This window comes from Georgenia thermotolerans, assembly GCF_009193185.1.
Classification (GTDB): domain Bacteria; phylum Actinomycetota; class Actinomycetes; order Actinomycetales; family Actinomycetaceae; genus Georgenia; species Georgenia thermotolerans.
On record NZ_VUKF01000037.1, the window covers coordinates 18,527 to 32,574 of the forward strand.

The 14,048-nt window shown below is 75.0% G+C and carries 12 protein-coding genes; all 12 read right to left on the reverse strand.

Annotation, left to right across the window (positions count from 1 at the left end; genetic code table 11):
* Nucleotides 1-91: 91 nt before the first annotated feature.
* The 12 genes from metK to pyrR all read right to left on the reverse strand — a co-directional run bounded on the left by metK (nucleotide 92) and on the right by pyrR (nucleotide 13,809).
* Nucleotides 92-1,294, reverse strand: a complete 1,203-nt coding sequence (metK, locus tag GD970_RS15930) for a methionine adenosyltransferase (RefSeq protein WP_152203888.1) — start codon at nucleotides 1,292-1,294, stop codon at nucleotides 92-94.
* Entirely contained in the window at nucleotides 1,291-2,670 is a 1,380-nt protein-coding gene (locus GD970_RS15935; RefSeq protein WP_152203913.1) for a bifunctional phosphopantothenoylcysteine decarboxylase/phosphopantothenate synthase, read from the reverse strand. The genes metK and GD970_RS15935 overlap by 4 nt, the downstream gene beginning before the upstream one ends.
* Before the next feature lie 67 nt (nucleotides 2,671-2,737).
* Complete coding sequence (gene rpoZ, locus GD970_RS15940; protein ID WP_152203889.1) at nucleotides 2,738-3,001, reverse strand: DNA-directed RNA polymerase subunit omega; 264 nt, start codon at nucleotides 2,999-3,001, stop codon at nucleotides 2,738-2,740.
* Between the two features lie 60 nt (nucleotides 3,002-3,061).
* Nucleotides 3,062-3,667: a guanylate kinase gene (gmk, locus tag GD970_RS15945; RefSeq protein WP_152203890.1), complete on the reverse strand. Its 606-nt coding sequence runs from the start codon at nucleotides 3,665-3,667 to the stop codon at nucleotides 3,062-3,064.
* A gap of 79 nt (nucleotides 3,668-3,746) precedes the next feature.
* On the reverse strand, nucleotides 3,747-4,058 hold the full coding sequence (mihF, locus tag GD970_RS15950; RefSeq protein WP_152203891.1) for an integration host factor, actinobacterial type: 312 nt from the start codon (nucleotides 4,056-4,058) through the stop codon (nucleotides 3,747-3,749).
* 131 nt (nucleotides 4,059-4,189) lie between these two features.
* Entirely contained in the window at nucleotides 4,190-4,987 is a 798-nt protein-coding gene (locus GD970_RS15955) for a Mut7-C RNAse domain-containing protein (RefSeq protein WP_152203892.1), read from the reverse strand.
* A gap of 127 nt (nucleotides 4,988-5,114) precedes the next feature.
* Nucleotides 5,115-6,062, reverse strand: coding sequence for an orotidine-5'-phosphate decarboxylase (gene pyrF / locus GD970_RS15960; protein WP_226925394.1), 948 nt, complete (start codon nucleotides 6,060-6,062; stop codon nucleotides 5,115-5,117).
* On the reverse strand, nucleotides 6,059-9,442 hold the full coding sequence (gene carB, locus GD970_RS15965; protein WP_152203893.1) for a carbamoyl-phosphate synthase large subunit: 3,384 nt from the start codon (nucleotides 9,440-9,442) through the stop codon (nucleotides 6,059-6,061). The genes pyrF and carB overlap by 4 nt, the downstream gene beginning before the upstream one ends.
* Entirely contained in the window at nucleotides 9,442-10,782 is a 1,341-nt protein-coding gene (gene carA, locus GD970_RS15970) for a glutamine-hydrolyzing carbamoyl-phosphate synthase small subunit (protein WP_152203894.1), read from the reverse strand. The genes carB and carA overlap by 1 nt, the downstream gene beginning before the upstream one ends.
* Entirely contained in the window at nucleotides 10,779-12,101 is a 1,323-nt protein-coding gene (locus tag GD970_RS15975) for a dihydroorotase (protein ID WP_152203895.1), read from the reverse strand. The genes carA and GD970_RS15975 overlap by 4 nt, the downstream gene beginning before the upstream one ends.
* Nucleotides 12,098-13,189: an aspartate carbamoyltransferase catalytic subunit gene (locus GD970_RS15980; RefSeq protein ID WP_152203896.1), complete on the reverse strand. Its 1,092-nt coding sequence runs from the start codon at nucleotides 13,187-13,189 to the stop codon at nucleotides 12,098-12,100. Before GD970_RS15980 ends, GD970_RS15975 begins: the two co-directional genes overlap by 4 nt.
* The gene (gene pyrR / locus GD970_RS15985) at nucleotides 13,186-13,809 is read right to left on the reverse strand and encodes a bifunctional pyr operon transcriptional regulator/uracil phosphoribosyltransferase PyrR (protein ID WP_152203915.1); all 624 of its coding nucleotides are present in this window, start codon (nucleotides 13,807-13,809) and stop codon (nucleotides 13,186-13,188) included. The genes GD970_RS15980 and pyrR overlap by 4 nt, the downstream gene beginning before the upstream one ends.
* Nucleotides 13,810-14,048 lie beyond the last annotated feature (239 nt).

Genomic DNA, 14,048 nt, shown 5'->3' on the forward strand with positions numbered 1-14,048 from the left:
GACACCGGCGCGAAGAGCCGGCGCGACGCACCCGCGTGCAGCACCGGCGCGACGGGTACCCGCCGCCGTGCCGCCGTTGGCCCGGTGGGCGTCAGCCGACGACGGCGCGCAGGTCGGCGACGCGGTCGGTGCGCTCCCAGGTGAACTCGGGCAGCTCGCGGCCGAAGTGCCCGTAGGCGGAGGTGTGCCGGAAGATCGGGCGCAGCAGGTCCAGGTCGCGGATGATCGCGGCCGGGCGCAGGTCGAACACCTCGCGGATGGCCATCTGGATGTGCTCCACCGGCACCGTCTCGGTGCCGAAGGTCTCCACGTACAGCCCCACCGGGTGCGCCTTGCCGATCGCGTAGGCCACCTGCACCTCGCAGCGGCGCGCCAGCCCCGCGGCCACGACGTTCTTGGCCACCCACCGCATCGCGTACGCGGCGGAGCGGTCCACCTTCGAGGGGTCCTTGCCGGAGAACGCCCCGCCGCCGTGGCGGGCCATGCCGCCGTAGGTGTCGACGATGATCTTCCGCCCGGTCAGCCCGGCGTCACCCATCGGCCCGCCGACCTCGAACTTGCCGGTGGGGTTGACCAGCAGGTCGAACCCGTCGGCGCGCAGGTCCACCCCGGCCTCCTCCAGCACCGGGGCGACCACCTCGCGGGCGACCTGCCCGTGCAGCAGGTCCTGGCGCACCCACCCGTCGTGCTGGGTGGAGACCACCACGGTGTCCAGGCTCACCGGCCGGTCGCCGTCGTAGCCGATGGTCACCTGGGTCTTCCCGTCCGGGCGCAACCCGGCGACGATGCCCTCCTTGCGCACCTTCGCCAGCCGCTCGGCCAGCCGGTGCGCCAGGTAGATCGGCAGCGGCATCAGCTGCGGGGTGTCGTCGCAGGCGTAGCCGAACATCAGGCCCTGGTCCCCCGCGCCCTGGATGTCCAGCGCGTCGTAGGCGGCGGAGTCCTCCCGGCCCTCGACGGACTTGCTCACCCCGGCCGAGATGTCCGGCGACTGCTGGCCGATGGAGATCGACACCCCGCACGAGCGCCCGTCGAAGCCGATGTTGGAGGAGGTGTACCCGATCCGGGTGACCTCGTCGCGCACGATCTGCGGGATCTCCACGTACGCGTCGGTGGTCACCTCGCCCACCACGTGCACCAGGCCGGTGGTCACCATCGTCTCCACCGCCACCCGGGCGGTGGGGTCCTGTTCGAGGATCGCGTCGAGGATGCTGTCCGAGATGCGGTCGCAGACCTTGTCCGGATGCCCCTCGGTCACCGACTCCGAGGTGAACTGGCGCTGTGCAGAAGTCACCGGTCGATCGTAGTCGCCATACGCAGCCGGTCCGCGACGGCGTCCAGCAGGGCGTCGGCGACCACCGCCTTGCTGCCCTCCGCGCTGGCGAGGACCTCGCCGGCGGCGTCGAGCACGGTGACGGAGTTGGGCACGTCGCCGAAGCCCACGGCGGAGCCGACCTCGTTGACGGCGAGCAGGTCGGCGCCCTTGCGGCGGGCCTTGGCACGGCCGTGCTCGAGCACGTCGCCCTCGCTGTCACCGGTCTCGGCGGCGAAGCCGACGACGACCTGGCCGGGCCGCAGCCGCTCGGCGGCGAGCTCGGCGAGGATGTCGGGGTTCTTCACCAGCTCGATGGGGGCCGGGCCCGCGGCGGTCTTCTTGATCTTGTGGGCGGCGCTGGTCGCCGGCCGGAAGTCGGCGACGGCGGCGGCCATGACGACGACGTCGGCGCGGGTGGCCGCGGCGCGGACGGCGTCGCGCAGCTGCGCGGTGGTCTCCACCTCGCGTACCTCGATGGCCGGCGCGTCCGGGAGCAGCGCCTTGTCGACGTTGGCGGCCACGAGGACGACCCGGGCCCCGCGCCGGGCGGCGGCGGCGGCGATCGCCACCCCCTGCCGGCCGCTGGAGCGGTTGCCGAGGAATCGCACGGGATCGAGCGGCTCGCGGGTGCCGCCCGCGGAGACGACGACCAGGCGGCCGGCGAGGTCGCCGGCGGCCGGTGCCCCGCCGTCGTGCGTGCCGGCGTCCGGTACGGCGCCGTCGTGCGTGGCGGCGGCCGGTGCGGCGCCGTCGTGCGGGACGGCGCCGGCGTGCGTGGTGGCGTCGGCGTGCGCGGTGGCATCGACGGACACCGGCGCACCGCCCGGCGCGCGCCCGACCAGCGCCAGCGCGGCGTCGACGATCGCAGGGGGCTCGGGCAGGCGTCCGGGGCCCGTGTCGGCGCCGGTGAGGCGGCCGGAGTCGGGGTCGAGCACGTGGATGCCGCGGCCGCGCAGGGTCGCGACGTTGGCCTGGGTGGCGGGGTTGAGCCACATCTCGGTGTGCATCGCGGGAGCCAGCAGCACCGGGCAGGTCACGGTGAGGAGGGTGGTGCTCAGCAGGTCGTCGGCGAGGCCGGCGGCCGCCTTGGCGAGGAGGTTCGCCGTCGCCGGGGCCACGACGAGCAGGTCCGCGCCACGGCCGAGGGCCACGTGGTCGACGTGCTCGGCGTCGTCGAAGACGCCGGTGCGCACCGGCTCCCCGGACAGCGCCTCCCAGGTGGGCCGGCCGACCATGCGCAGGGCGGACTCGGTGGGGACGACCCGCACGTGGTGCCCGGCCTCGCGCAGCAGGCGCAGCACGTAGGCGGCCTTGTAGGCGGCGATCCCGCCGGTGACCCCCAGGACGATGCGCAACGCGCCGCCCGTCCCCTGCGGGGGCGTGGCGGCGCGTGTGCCGGGACTCTCCGTCATGCCGACGAGGCTAGTCCTCAATCCGGGTGAGGGTGAGCATGCCTTCGTTGACCTCGCGCAGCGCGATGGACAGCGGCTTGTCCTCCTGCGCGGCCGGCACGAGCGGGCCGACGAACTCGAGGAGGCCCTCCTGGAGCTGGGCGTTGTAGGTGTTGATCTGCCGGGCGCGCTTCGCGGCGTAGATCGCCAGGGCGTACTTGGAGTCGACCTTCTCGAGCAGCTCGTCGATCGGCGGGTCGGTGATGCCCTCGGGGGCGGCGACGGTTCCGTACATGCGTGACCTTCTTAGGGCTCGATGGTTCGGTGACGCGCCGGCGTGGGCGCATACAGCCTTCTATGCTACCTGCTCCTGCAACCCCATGAGGCGCATCAGCTCGTCCGTGGCACGTGTCACGTCGTCGTTGACGACGACGTGGTCGAACTCGGTGACGGCGTCGAGCTCCTGGCGCGCGGTGGCCAGGCGCCGCTCGCGCTCCTCGGGCCCCTCGGTGCCGCGGCCGACCAGGCGGTGCACGAGCTCGTCGAACGTGGGCGGGGCGAGGAAGACGAACTGGGCCTCGGGCATCGCCACGCGCACCTGCCGGGCGCCCTGCAGGTCGAGCTCGAGGAGGACCGGGCGGCCGGCGCCGAGCTGGCGCTCGACCGGCTCGCGGGGGGTGCCGTAGCGGTGCACCCCGTGCACGACCGCCCACTCGAGCATCTGCCCGGTGGCGACCAGCTCGTCGAAGCGCTCGGGCGTGACGAAGTGGTAGTGCACGCCCTCGACCTCACCGGGCCGCTGCGGGCGGGTGGTGCAGGAGACCGAGATCCACAGGTCGGGCCGACGACGGCGCATCTCCGCGCTCACCGTGCCCTTGCCGACCGCCGTGGGCCCGGACAGCACCGTAAGGCGGGCGGGCGTGGTGGTCGGCGGCGGGCTGGCGGGGGCGGGGTCGGTCATGGTTGCCCATCCTGCCAGGGCGGCACCGCGGGGCGGAAAACGGCCGGAGACCGTCTGTGGCTGGGGTGGGGGCGGGCGGTCAGCCGAAGCGCTCGACCAGCGAGGCGGCCTGGTGCGGGCCCAGGCCGCGCACGCGCCGGGCCTCGGAGATCCCGATCTCGGCCATGAGGGAGCGTGCCGTGGCCTTGCCCACACCGGGCAGCGCCTCGAGCAGGGAGACGACCTTGAGCTTGGCGAGGGCGTCGTCGGTGCGCGCCGCCTCGAGGACCTCGGAGAGCCGCACCTGGGAGTACTTGAGCTTGCTCTTGACCTCGGCGCGGGTCGCGCGCGCGGCGGCGGCCTTTGCCAGGGCGGCGGCACGCTGTTCGGGGGTCAACGGCGGCAGGGCCACGTCGGTCACCTCGTCTGGAGCAGGGAGGGCGGTGGGGACTCGCAAGGGGACTCGCTATCTCTCCACGGTACCGGCAAGCTCCGCCGCTGGTGAGGGAACCGTGACAGCCGCCGCCCCCGCTCCGCGCGTCGTCACGGGACCCCCGGCGCGGCCTCCCCCGGCACCTGCTGGGCCGCATCGCCCTGCACGTCGTGCGCCGTCTCGCCGATCACCCGCGGCATCTCCTCGAGCACCTCCTGCGCACGGCGCACCGCTTCCTCGAGGCCCCGGCTGTGCGCGCCGCGCCAGAACGGCCGCCCGCACCGGGCGCAGCGGGCGAACTCGTCGTAGGTGCGCCGGGTCCCGGCCGGCAGCAGCTCCCCCAGCTCCGCCTTCGTCGTGGCCTCGAGCGGGCCGCCGCAGACCAGGCAGCGCGTCCAGGGCGCGAGCGGCGGGGCGAAGCGCCGCAGCACCTCGGCCGTCTGGGGCTCGACGGCGGTGGCCCGCACGAAGGCCGCGTGGCGGGGCGGGACGGACAGGGCCCGGCGGCGCAGCAGCTCCCGGTCGCGGGTGAGCAGCACGCGGTCCTCGGCCAGTGCCGTGGCGGCCAGGTCGTCGTCGGCGGCGTCGCGGGCGTAGGCGACGTCGAGGCCGAGCAGGCGCAGCCGCCGCGCCAGCGAACCGAGGTGGACGTCCAGGACGAAGCGCGGCGGGGAGGTGGGCGCCGGCTGCGGCGCCGGCACCGCCGGCACGAGGAGCCGGGCGCCGACGGCGCGCGCCGCCGGGTCCACCGGGTCGTCGTCCAGCACGAGCTGTCCGACCTCGGTCAGGGGCACGCCGAGCGCCTGGACGACGTGCCCCACCGTCACCGCCGGGTCCGCCGGCACGGTGAGCGCGGGGCGGCGCCGCGGGGGCGGCAGGTGGAAGCGCAGCGCGGGCGCGACCTCCACCCGGAGCGTCCCCGCGGGGAGGTCCCTCGCCGGGGCCTCGCCCGCTGGGACGTCGCTCGCTGGGACGCCCCCCGCTGGGACGTCGCCCGCGGGGATGTCCGGGACGGGGCCGCGGCCGCCGGCCACGTCAGCCCGCCAGGGCCGCCCGGGCCTGGTCGACCGCCTGGGCCAGGGCGCCGCGCAGCGCCGCGGCGTCCGGCCCGCCGCGCAGCACGCCGCGGGAGGTGGAGGCGAGCACCTGCGAGCGGGCCTCGCCGAAGACCTCCGCGAGCTCGGCCGCGCCGGCGCCCTGGGCGCCCACGCCAGGGGCCAGGAGCGGGCCGTGGACGGCGGCGAGGTCGAGGTTGAGGTCGCGCACCGCCGCCCCGACGGTCGCGCCGACCACCAGGCCGACGGACCCTAGCGGGGCGCCGTCGTCGGCGGCGTTCTCGGCGCGCGCGCCGGCCACCATCTGCCCCGCCACCGAGCCCTCCACGCCGAAGGCGTGCTGGACCTGGGCGCCCTCGGGGTTGGAGGTCAGCGCCAGGACGAAGACCCCGCGCCCGCCGGCCCCGGCCGCGTCCAGCGCGGGGCGCAGCGACTCGAAACCGAGATACGGCGAGAGCGTCACGGCGTCGGCGGCGAGCGGGGCGCCGTCGCGCAGATAGGCGTCGGCGTAGCCGGCCATGGTGGAGCCGATGTCGCCGCGCTTGACGTCGAGCACGCTGAGCGTGCCGGCATCGCGGGCGGCGGCGAGGACCTCCTCCAGGACGGCGATCCCCCGCGAGCCGTGCCGCTCGAAGAACGCCGACTGCGGCTTGAGCGCGGCCACCCGGCCGCCGAGCGCCTCGACGACGCCGAGGCTGAAGCGGCGCAGCCCGTCGACGTCGTCCGCAAGGCCCCACTGGGCGAGCAGCGCGGGGTGGGGGTCGATCCCGACGCACACCGGGCCGTGCTGCGTCATGGCGGCGGCGAGCCGGGTCCCGAAGGGGGCGGGCGCGCCGGCGGCGTCCGCCGGACCGCTCGCCTTGGCGGCGCCGGGAGCCGGCCCGGGGCCGGGAGCCGGCGCGGCTCCCGGACCCGTCGCGCTGCTCACGCCAGCCCCGCCGCCGCGGGCGCCGCCGCCGCGGCTCCGGCTGGCGCCGCCGCGTGCCGGGCGTGCCGGCGGGCGAGGCGGTCGCCGTCGTGCTCCTGCAGGCTGCGCACCGTGTACGCCCCCGCGGTGACCGCCTCGATGGCTTGAACCGCCGCACCGAACTGCTGGACGGTGGTGATGATCGCCTTGTCCGCGGCGGTGGTGGCGGTGCGGATGTCGTAGCCGTCGGCGCGGGCGCCCTGCCCGTTGGGCGTGTTGACGACCATGTCGATGTCCCCGTCGGTGATGAGGTCGATGACCGTCGGCTCGCCGTTCGGGCCGCGCCCGTCGGAGGCCTTGCGCACCACCCGCGCGTGGACGCCGTGGCGGCGCAGCACCGCGGCGGTGCCCTCGGTGGCGAGGATCTCGTAGCCGAGCTCGACCAGGCGGGTGACCGGGAAGACGAGCGAGCGCTTGTCCCGGTCCGCCACGGAGACGAACACCCGCCCCGAGGTCGGCAGGCCGCCGAAGGCCGCCGTCTGGGACTTCGCGAACGCCAGCGGGAACGTGGTGTCGAAGCCCATGACCTCGCCCGTCGAGCGCATCTCCGGGCCCAGGACCGTGTCGACGATCGACCCGGAGGCGGTGGCGAACCGCTTGAACGGCAGCACCGCCTCCTTGACGGCCAGCGGGGCGTCGAGGTCGATCACCGTCGCGTCCTGCTCGGGCAGCACGCCCCGCTCGCGCAGCGAGGCCACCGTCTCCCCCGCCATGATCAGCGCCGCGGCCTTGGCCAGCGGCACCCCGGTGGCCTTGGCCACGAACGGCACGGTGCGGGAGGCGCGCGGGTTGGCCTCGATGACGTACAGGACGTCGGAGACGAGCGCGAACTGGATGTTGATGAGCCCGCGCACCCCCACCCCGGCGGCGATGGCCTCGGTGGAGCGGCGGATGCGCGCGATCTCCTTGTGCGACAGGGTCACCGGCGGCAGCACGCAGGCGGAGTCGCCCGAGTGGATGCCGGCCTCCTCGATGTGCTCCATGACGCCGCCGAGGTAGAGCTCGGTGCCGTCGTAGAGGGCGTCGACGTCGATCTCGATGGCGTCGTCGAGGAACCGGTCGATGAGCAGCGGGGCCACGCGGCGCGAGGCATCGGTGGCGCCGGCGTGCCCGCCCAGGGAGGAGCGGGCGACGTAGTCGCGCAGCCCGTCCTCGTCGTAGACGATCTCCATGCCGCGCCCGCCCAGGACGTAGCTGGGCCGCACGAGCACCGGGAAGCCGATCCGGTTGGCGACGGCGAACGCCTGCTCCGCCGTCGTCGCCGTGCCGTAGGCGGGGGCGGGCAGGCCCGCCCGGTCCAGGACGGCGCCGAACGCGCCGCGGTCCTCGGCGGCGTCGATCGCCTCGGGCGGGGTGCCCAGGATCGGCACCCCGGCGTCGGCCAGGCGCTGGGCGAGGGAGAGCGGGGTCTGCCCGCCGAGCTGCACGACGACGCCGGCCACCGGCCCGGCGGCGAGCTCGGCGTGGTAGACCTCCAGGACGTCCTCGAAGGTCAGCGGCTCGAAGTAGAGCCGGTCGGAGATGTCGTAGTCGGTGGAGACGGTCTCCGGGTTGCAGTTGACCATCACCGTGTCGTACCGCTCGGCCAGCGCCAGGGTGGCGTGCACGCAGGAGTAGTCGAACTCGATGCCCTGGCCGATGCGGTTGGGCCCGGAGCCGAGGATGATCACGGCCTCGCGCTCGCGCGGGGCCACCTCGGTCTCGGTGTCGTAGGCGGAGTAGTGGTACGGGGTCCGGGCGGCGAACTCTGCGGCGCAGGTGTCGACGGTCTTGTAGACCGGGCGCAGCCCGTAGGCGTGGCGCACCTCGCGCACGACCTCCTCGCCCAGCCCGCGCAGCCGGCCGATCTGGGCGTCGGAGAAGCCGTGCCGCTTGGCCAGGCGCAGCACGCCCTGGGTGAGGGCGTCGGCCTCGCGCACCTGGGCGGCGACCTCCTCGATGAGGACGAGCTGGTCGAGGAACCACGGGTCGATCGCGGTCGCCTCGTACAGCTGCTCCACCGTCGCCCCGCCGCGCAGGGCCTGCTGGACGTCGACCAGGCGGTGCTCGGTGGGCGTGCGCACCGACTCCAGCAGCGCGGCGACCTGGGCGGCGTCGGGCACGGGGCCGTCCCAGTGGAAGACGCTGCCGGTCTTGTCGATCGAGCGCATGGCCTTCTGCAGCGCCTCGGTGAAGTTCCGCCCCAGCGCCATCGCCTCGCCCACCGACTTCATGGTGGTGGTCAGGGTGGGGTCGGCGGCGGGGAACTTCTCGAACGCGAACCGCGGGACCTTGACGACGACGTAGTCCAGCGTCGGCTCGAAGGAGGCCGGGGTGGAGCCGGTGATGTCGTTGGGGATCTCGTCGAGGGTGTATCCCACGGCCAGGCGCGCGGCGATCTTCGCGATCGGGAAGCCGGTGGCCTTCGACGCCAGCGCGGAGGAGCGCGAGACGCGCGGGTTCATCTCGATGACGACGACGCGGCCGGTGGTGGGCTCGACGGCGAACTGGACGTTGCAGCCGCCGGTGTCCACGCCGACCTCGCGGATGATCGCGATGCCGACGTCGCGCAGCTTCTGGTACTCGCGGTCGGTCAGCGTCAGCGCCGGGGCGACGGTGATGGAGTCGCCGGTGTGCACCCCGACGGGGTCGACGTTCTCGATGGAGCACACGACGACGACGTTGTCCGCCTTGTCGCGCATGAGCTCGAGCTCGAACTCCTTCCAGCCGAGGATGGACTCCTCCAGGAGCACCTCGGTGGTCGGCGAGTAGTGCAGGCCCGCGCCGGCGATGCGGTCGAGGTCCGCGGCGTCGTAGGCCATGCCCGAGCCCAAGCCGCCCATGGTGAACGAGGGGCGCACCACCAGCGGGAAGCCGAGCTCGGCCGCGATCGCGTGGGCCTCCTCGAGGGAGTGGGCGATCGCGGAGCGGGCGCTCTCGGCGCCGCAGCGCTCGACGACGTCCTTGAAGGCCTGGCGGTCCTCGGCGGCGTTGATCGCGTCGATGGAGGCGCCGATCAGCTCGACGCCGTACTCCTCGAGCACGCCGTTCTCGTACAGCGCCAGGGCGGTGTTGAGCGCGGTCTGCCCGCCCAGGGTGGGCAGCAGGGCGTCGGGGCGCTCCTTGGCGATGATCGTCGCGACGACCTCGGGGGTGATGGGCTCGACGTAGGTGGCGTCGGCCAGCTCGGGGTCGGTCATGATCGTGGCCGGGTTGGAGTTGACGAGGATGACCCGCAGGCCCTCCTCGCGCAGCACGCGCACGGCCTGGGTGCCGGAGTAGTCGAACTCCGCGGCCTGGCCGATCACGATCGGGCCGGAGCCGATGACCATGACGCTGGAGATGTCGGTGCGCCGGGGCATCAGCGGGCCTCGCTCTCGTCGGTGGGGATGATGGTGGTGGCGGGTCCGGCGGCGGCGGGGGCGCCGGAGCCGGCCAGCGGCGGGGCGTCCGGGTCGCCGGTGCGCTGGCGCCGGTGGGTGAGCATGAGCCGGACGAACCGGTCGAAGAGGTGCTCGGCGTCGTGCGGGCCGGCGGCCGCCTCGGGGTGGTACTGCACCGAGAACGCGGGGATGTCCAGGGCGCGCAGCCCCTCCACGACGTTGTCGTTGAGGGCCACGTGGGACACCTCGACCCGGCCGTACCGGCCGTCCTCGTAGGGGGCGGTCGAGGGCGCGGACACCGGGGCGTCGACGGCGAAGCCGTGGTTGTGGGCGGTGATCTCCACCTTGCCGGTGGTGCGGTCCAGGACCGGCTGGTTGACCCCGCGGTGGCCGTACTCGAGCTTGTAGGTGCCGTAGCCCAGGGCCCGCCCGAGCAGCTGGTTGCCGAAGCAGATGCCGAAGAAGGGCAGCCCCGCGTCCAGGACGCCGCGCAGCAGGTCGACCTCGTGGGTGGCGGCCTCGGGGTCGCCGGGGCCGTTGGAGAAGAACACCCCGTCCGGCTCGTGGGCGAGGACCTCGGCGAGGGTGGTGCGCTGGGGCACCACGTGCACCCGCACCCCGCGGGCGGCGAGCTGCTGCGGCGTGCGGGCCTTGATACCCAGGTCGACGGCGACGACGGTCGCCACCGGCTCCTGGCCGGCGAACTCCCCCGCCGGCTCGACCACGTAGGCCTCCTCGGTGGAGACCTCCCGGGCCAGGTCCGCGCCGAGCATCTGCGGGGACTCGCGCACGACGTCGAGGAGGACCTCCATCGCCTGGTCGGTGAGGTGGTCGGCGCCGGCGGGCAGCGCGGCGCCGGAGAAGATCCCGGCCCGCATGACGCCCCGCTCGCACAGGTGGCGGGTCAGGGCGCGGGTGTCGACGTCGCAGATGCCGACGACGTCCTGGTCGGCGAGCTCGTCCTCGAGCTCGCGGGTGGCGCGCCAGCTCGACGCGCGGCGGGCGGGGTCGCGCACGACGTACCCGGCGACCCAGATCCGGGAGGACTCCGGGTCCTCCTCGTTCACGCCGGTGTTGCCGATGTGCGGGGCCGTCATGACGACGATCTGGCGGTGGTAGGAGGGGTCGGTGAGGGTCTCCTGGTAGCCGGTCATGCCGGTGGAGAAGACGATCTCGCCCACCGTCCGGCCGGTGGCGGCGTACGCGCTGCCGCGCAGCACGTACCCGTCCTCGAGCACGAGCAGCGCGGGCTCGCGCACCGCCCGGCGCGGGCCGGAGCCCGTCCGGGTCGCCGGGGTGTTCGTGGTGGGCGCGCTCATGCGCCGACCTCCTCACGCGCCACGGGGGCGCCGTCGAGCACGGTGGCGCGTCCCCGCAGGAACGTCGCCATGACCTGGCCGGGGAGCTCCCGCCCGGCGAACGGGGTGTTGGCCGACCGGGTGGCCTGCGCCGCCGGGTCGACGACCCGGCGCGCGGCCGGGTCCACGAGGGTGAGGTTGGCCGGCTCCCCGACGGCCAGGGGGCGGCCGTGGTCGCTCACCCGGCCGATGGCGGCGGGCGCCGTGGAGAGCACGCGGGCGACGTCGGCCCACGTCATGCGGCCGGTGTCGACCATGACCTGCTGGACCACCGGCAGCGCCGTCTCCAGCCCGGTCATGCCGAAGGCGCCGGCGGCCCACTCGCAGTCCTTGTCCTCCGCCGCGTGCGGGGCGTGGTCGGTGGCGACGATGTCGATCGTGCCGTCCTCCAGGCCCGCGCGCACCGCCTCGACGTCCTCGGCGGTGCGCAGGGGCGGGTTGACCTTGAAGCGCGGGTCGTAGGAGCGGGCGAGCTCGTCGGTCAGCAGCAGGTGGTGCGGGGTGACCTCGGCGGTGACCGCGATGCCGCGGGACTTGGCCCAGCGGATGATGTCGACCGAGCCGGCGGTGGACAGGTGGCACACGTGCAGGCGGGAGCCGACGTGCTCGGCCAGCAGGACGTCGCGGGCGATGATCGACTCCTCGGCCACGGCCGGCCAGCCGGCCAGGCCCAGCTCGGCGGAGACCACACCCTCGTGCATCTGGGCGCCCTCGGTCAGCCGCGGCTCCTGGGCGTGCTGGGCGATGACGCCGTCGAAGCTCTTGACGTACTCCAGGGCCCGGCGCATGAGCACCGGGTCGGCCACGCACCTGCCGTCGTCGGAGAAGACCCGCACCCGGGCGGCGGAGGCGGCCATGGCGCCGAGCTCGGCGAGCATCTCCCCCTGCAGGCCGACGGAGACGGCGCCCACGGGGTGCACGTCGACCCAGCCGGCCTGGCGGCCGAGGTTCCACACCTGCTCCACGACGCCGGCGGTGTCGGCGACCGGGGTGGTGTTGGCCATGGCGTGGACGGCGGTGAAGCCGCCCAGGGCCGCGGCGCGGGTGCCGGTCTCGACCGTCTCGGTGTCCTCGCGGCCGGGCTCGCGCAGGTGGGTGTGCAGGTCGACGAGGCCGGGCAGGGCGACGAGCCCGTCGGCCTCGACCGTGACGACGTCGGCGGACTCGCGGGCCATCCGGGCGGCGTCGGCGCCGACGGCGGCGATGACGCCGCCGGCGAGGAACAGGTCGGTCGGCTCCGCGCCCAGGGGCCGGACGCCGCGGAGGAGGTGGTCGGTCACTGGGCGGTCCCTTCGGTGGTGCGGGTGGTGGCGTCGGCCAGGGCGGCGGGCTCGGTCGCGGCCGGGGCGGCGGGCACGGCCGCGGCACCCGGCTCCGCGTGGGCTGCGGGCGCGGCGTGGCCCGCCCCCTCCTCGCCGGCCAGCAGCAGGTAGAGCACCGCCATGCGCACGCTCACGCCGTTGGCGACCTGCTCGACGACGACCGAGCGGGGCGAGTCGGCGGCCTCGGCGCTGATCTCCAGGCCCCGGTTCATCGGCCCGGGGTGCATGACGACGGCGTGGCCGGGCAGCGCGCGCAGGCGGGCGCCGTCCAGGCCGTAGCGACGGTGGTACTCCAGCGGGGAGGGGAAGAACCCGCCGCCGGCGGAGGACATCCGCTCGCGCTGGACGCGCAGCATCATCACCGCGTCGGGTGCGTCGGCGGCGATGGCCTCGTCGAGGTCGTAGCGCATCGTGCACGGCCAGCCCTCCATGCCCACGGGCAGCAGGGTGGGCGGGGCGACGAGGGTGACCTGGGCGCCCAGGGTGGTGAGCAGGTCGACGTCGGATCGGGCCACCCGGGAGTGGAGGACGTCCCCGACGATCGTCACGCGGGCACCGGCGAGGTCGGTGCCGGTCGGGGCCGCCGCGCCGCCGCCGTGCAGGTGGCGCCGGAGGGTGAAGGCGTCGAGCAGCGCCTGGGTGGGGTGCTGGTGGGTGCCGTCGCCGGCGTTGAGCACCGGGACGTCGATCCAGCCGGCGTGCGCCAGGCGGTAGGGCGCCCCGGAGGCCTGGTGGCGGATGACCACGCCGTCGGCGCCCATGGCCTGCAGCGTCTGGGCGGTGTCCTTGAGGGACTCGCCCTTGGAGACCGAGGAGCCCTTGGCGGAGAAGTTGATGACGTCCGCGCTGAGCCGCTTGGCGGCGGCCTCGAAGGAGATGCGGGTGCGGGTGGAGTCCTCGAAGAAGAGGTTGACCACGGTGCGCCCGCGCAGCGTCGGCAGCTTCTTGATGGTGCGCTGCTGGGTCGCGGCCATGGCCTCGGCGGTGTCGAGGATGTCGACGGCCTCGGCGTGGCTGAGGTCCGCGGCGGAGAGCAGGTGCCTCATCGCTGCGCCTCCGCGCCGGCCGCGGTGCCCGTCCCGCCGGCGCGACCGGCGCCGGCCGGGCTGGGGGTGCCGTCGGAGATGGTCACGGAGTCGGGGACCCGGTCGGTCTCGGCGAGCTGGACGCGCACCCGCTCGGCGCGCGCGGTGGGCAGGTTCTTGCCGACGAAGTCGGCCCGGATCGGCAGCTCGCGGTGGCCGCGGTCGACGAGGACGGCGAGCTGGACCGCGCGCGGGCGGCCCAGGTCGTTGAGCGCGTCCAGCGCCGCGCGGATGGTGCGGCCGGAGAAGAGCACGTCGTCGACCAGGACCACGACCTTGTCGTCGATCCCCCCGTCGGGCAGCGTGGTCAGCCCGAGGGTGCGGGTGGGCTGGCCGCGCAGGTCGTCGCGGTACATCGTGATGTCGAGCGCCCCGACGGGGAGGGACTCGCGCCCCTCGGTGGCGGCCATCCGGGCCGCGATGCGCTCGGCGAGCGGGACTCCCCGGGTGGGGATCCCCAGCAGGACGACGTCGTCGCTGCCGTGGTTGCGCTCGAGGATCTCGTGGGCGATGCGGGTCAGGGACCGCGCGACGTCCGAGTCGGAGAGCACCTGGCGCGCGGCGCCGGGGCTCGTGGGCATGGTGGCCACGGGGGACCTCCTTCCCCGCCTCACAGGACGGGCCTTAAAGGATGTCTGACGGCGGCGATCGTACCTCCGGCGCGGGTGCCCTCCCCGGCGGCGTCCCAGTTCTGAGACGAGGTGTGACGGGCCTCACTGCCGGCCGGCCTGGGAGGTCAGGCGCACGGACCGCGCGGCGACCACGTGCCGCGCGGCACCCGGCGCCGCCCACGTGCCGCGCGGCGCCCGCCGGCGCCGCA

What these genes read in the sequence shown, in the direction of transcription:
- rpoZ (WP_152203889.1), bottom strand. Translation starts at nt 3,001, where the DNA reads ATGTACGGAACCGTCGCCGCCCCCGAGGGCATCACCGACCCGCCGATC.
- carB (WP_152203893.1), bottom strand. Translation starts at nt 9,442, where the DNA reads ATGCCCCGGCGCACCGACATCTCCAGCGTCATGGTCATCGGCTCCGGC.
- pyrR (WP_152203915.1), bottom strand. Translation starts at nt 13,809, where the DNA reads ATGCCCACGAGCCCCGGCGCCGCGCGCCAGGTGCTCTCCGACTCGGAC.
- GD970_RS15980 (WP_152203896.1), bottom strand. Translation starts at nt 13,189, where the DNA reads ATGAGGCACCTGCTCTCCGCCGCGGACCTCAGCCACGCCGAGGCCGTC.
- carA (WP_152203894.1), bottom strand. Translation starts at nt 10,782, where the DNA reads ATGAGCGCGCCCACCACGAACACCCCGGCGACCCGGACGGGCTCCGGC.
- gmk (WP_152203890.1), bottom strand. Translation starts at nt 3,667, where the DNA reads ATGACCGACCCCGCCCCCGCCAGCCCGCCGCCGACCACCACGCCCGCC.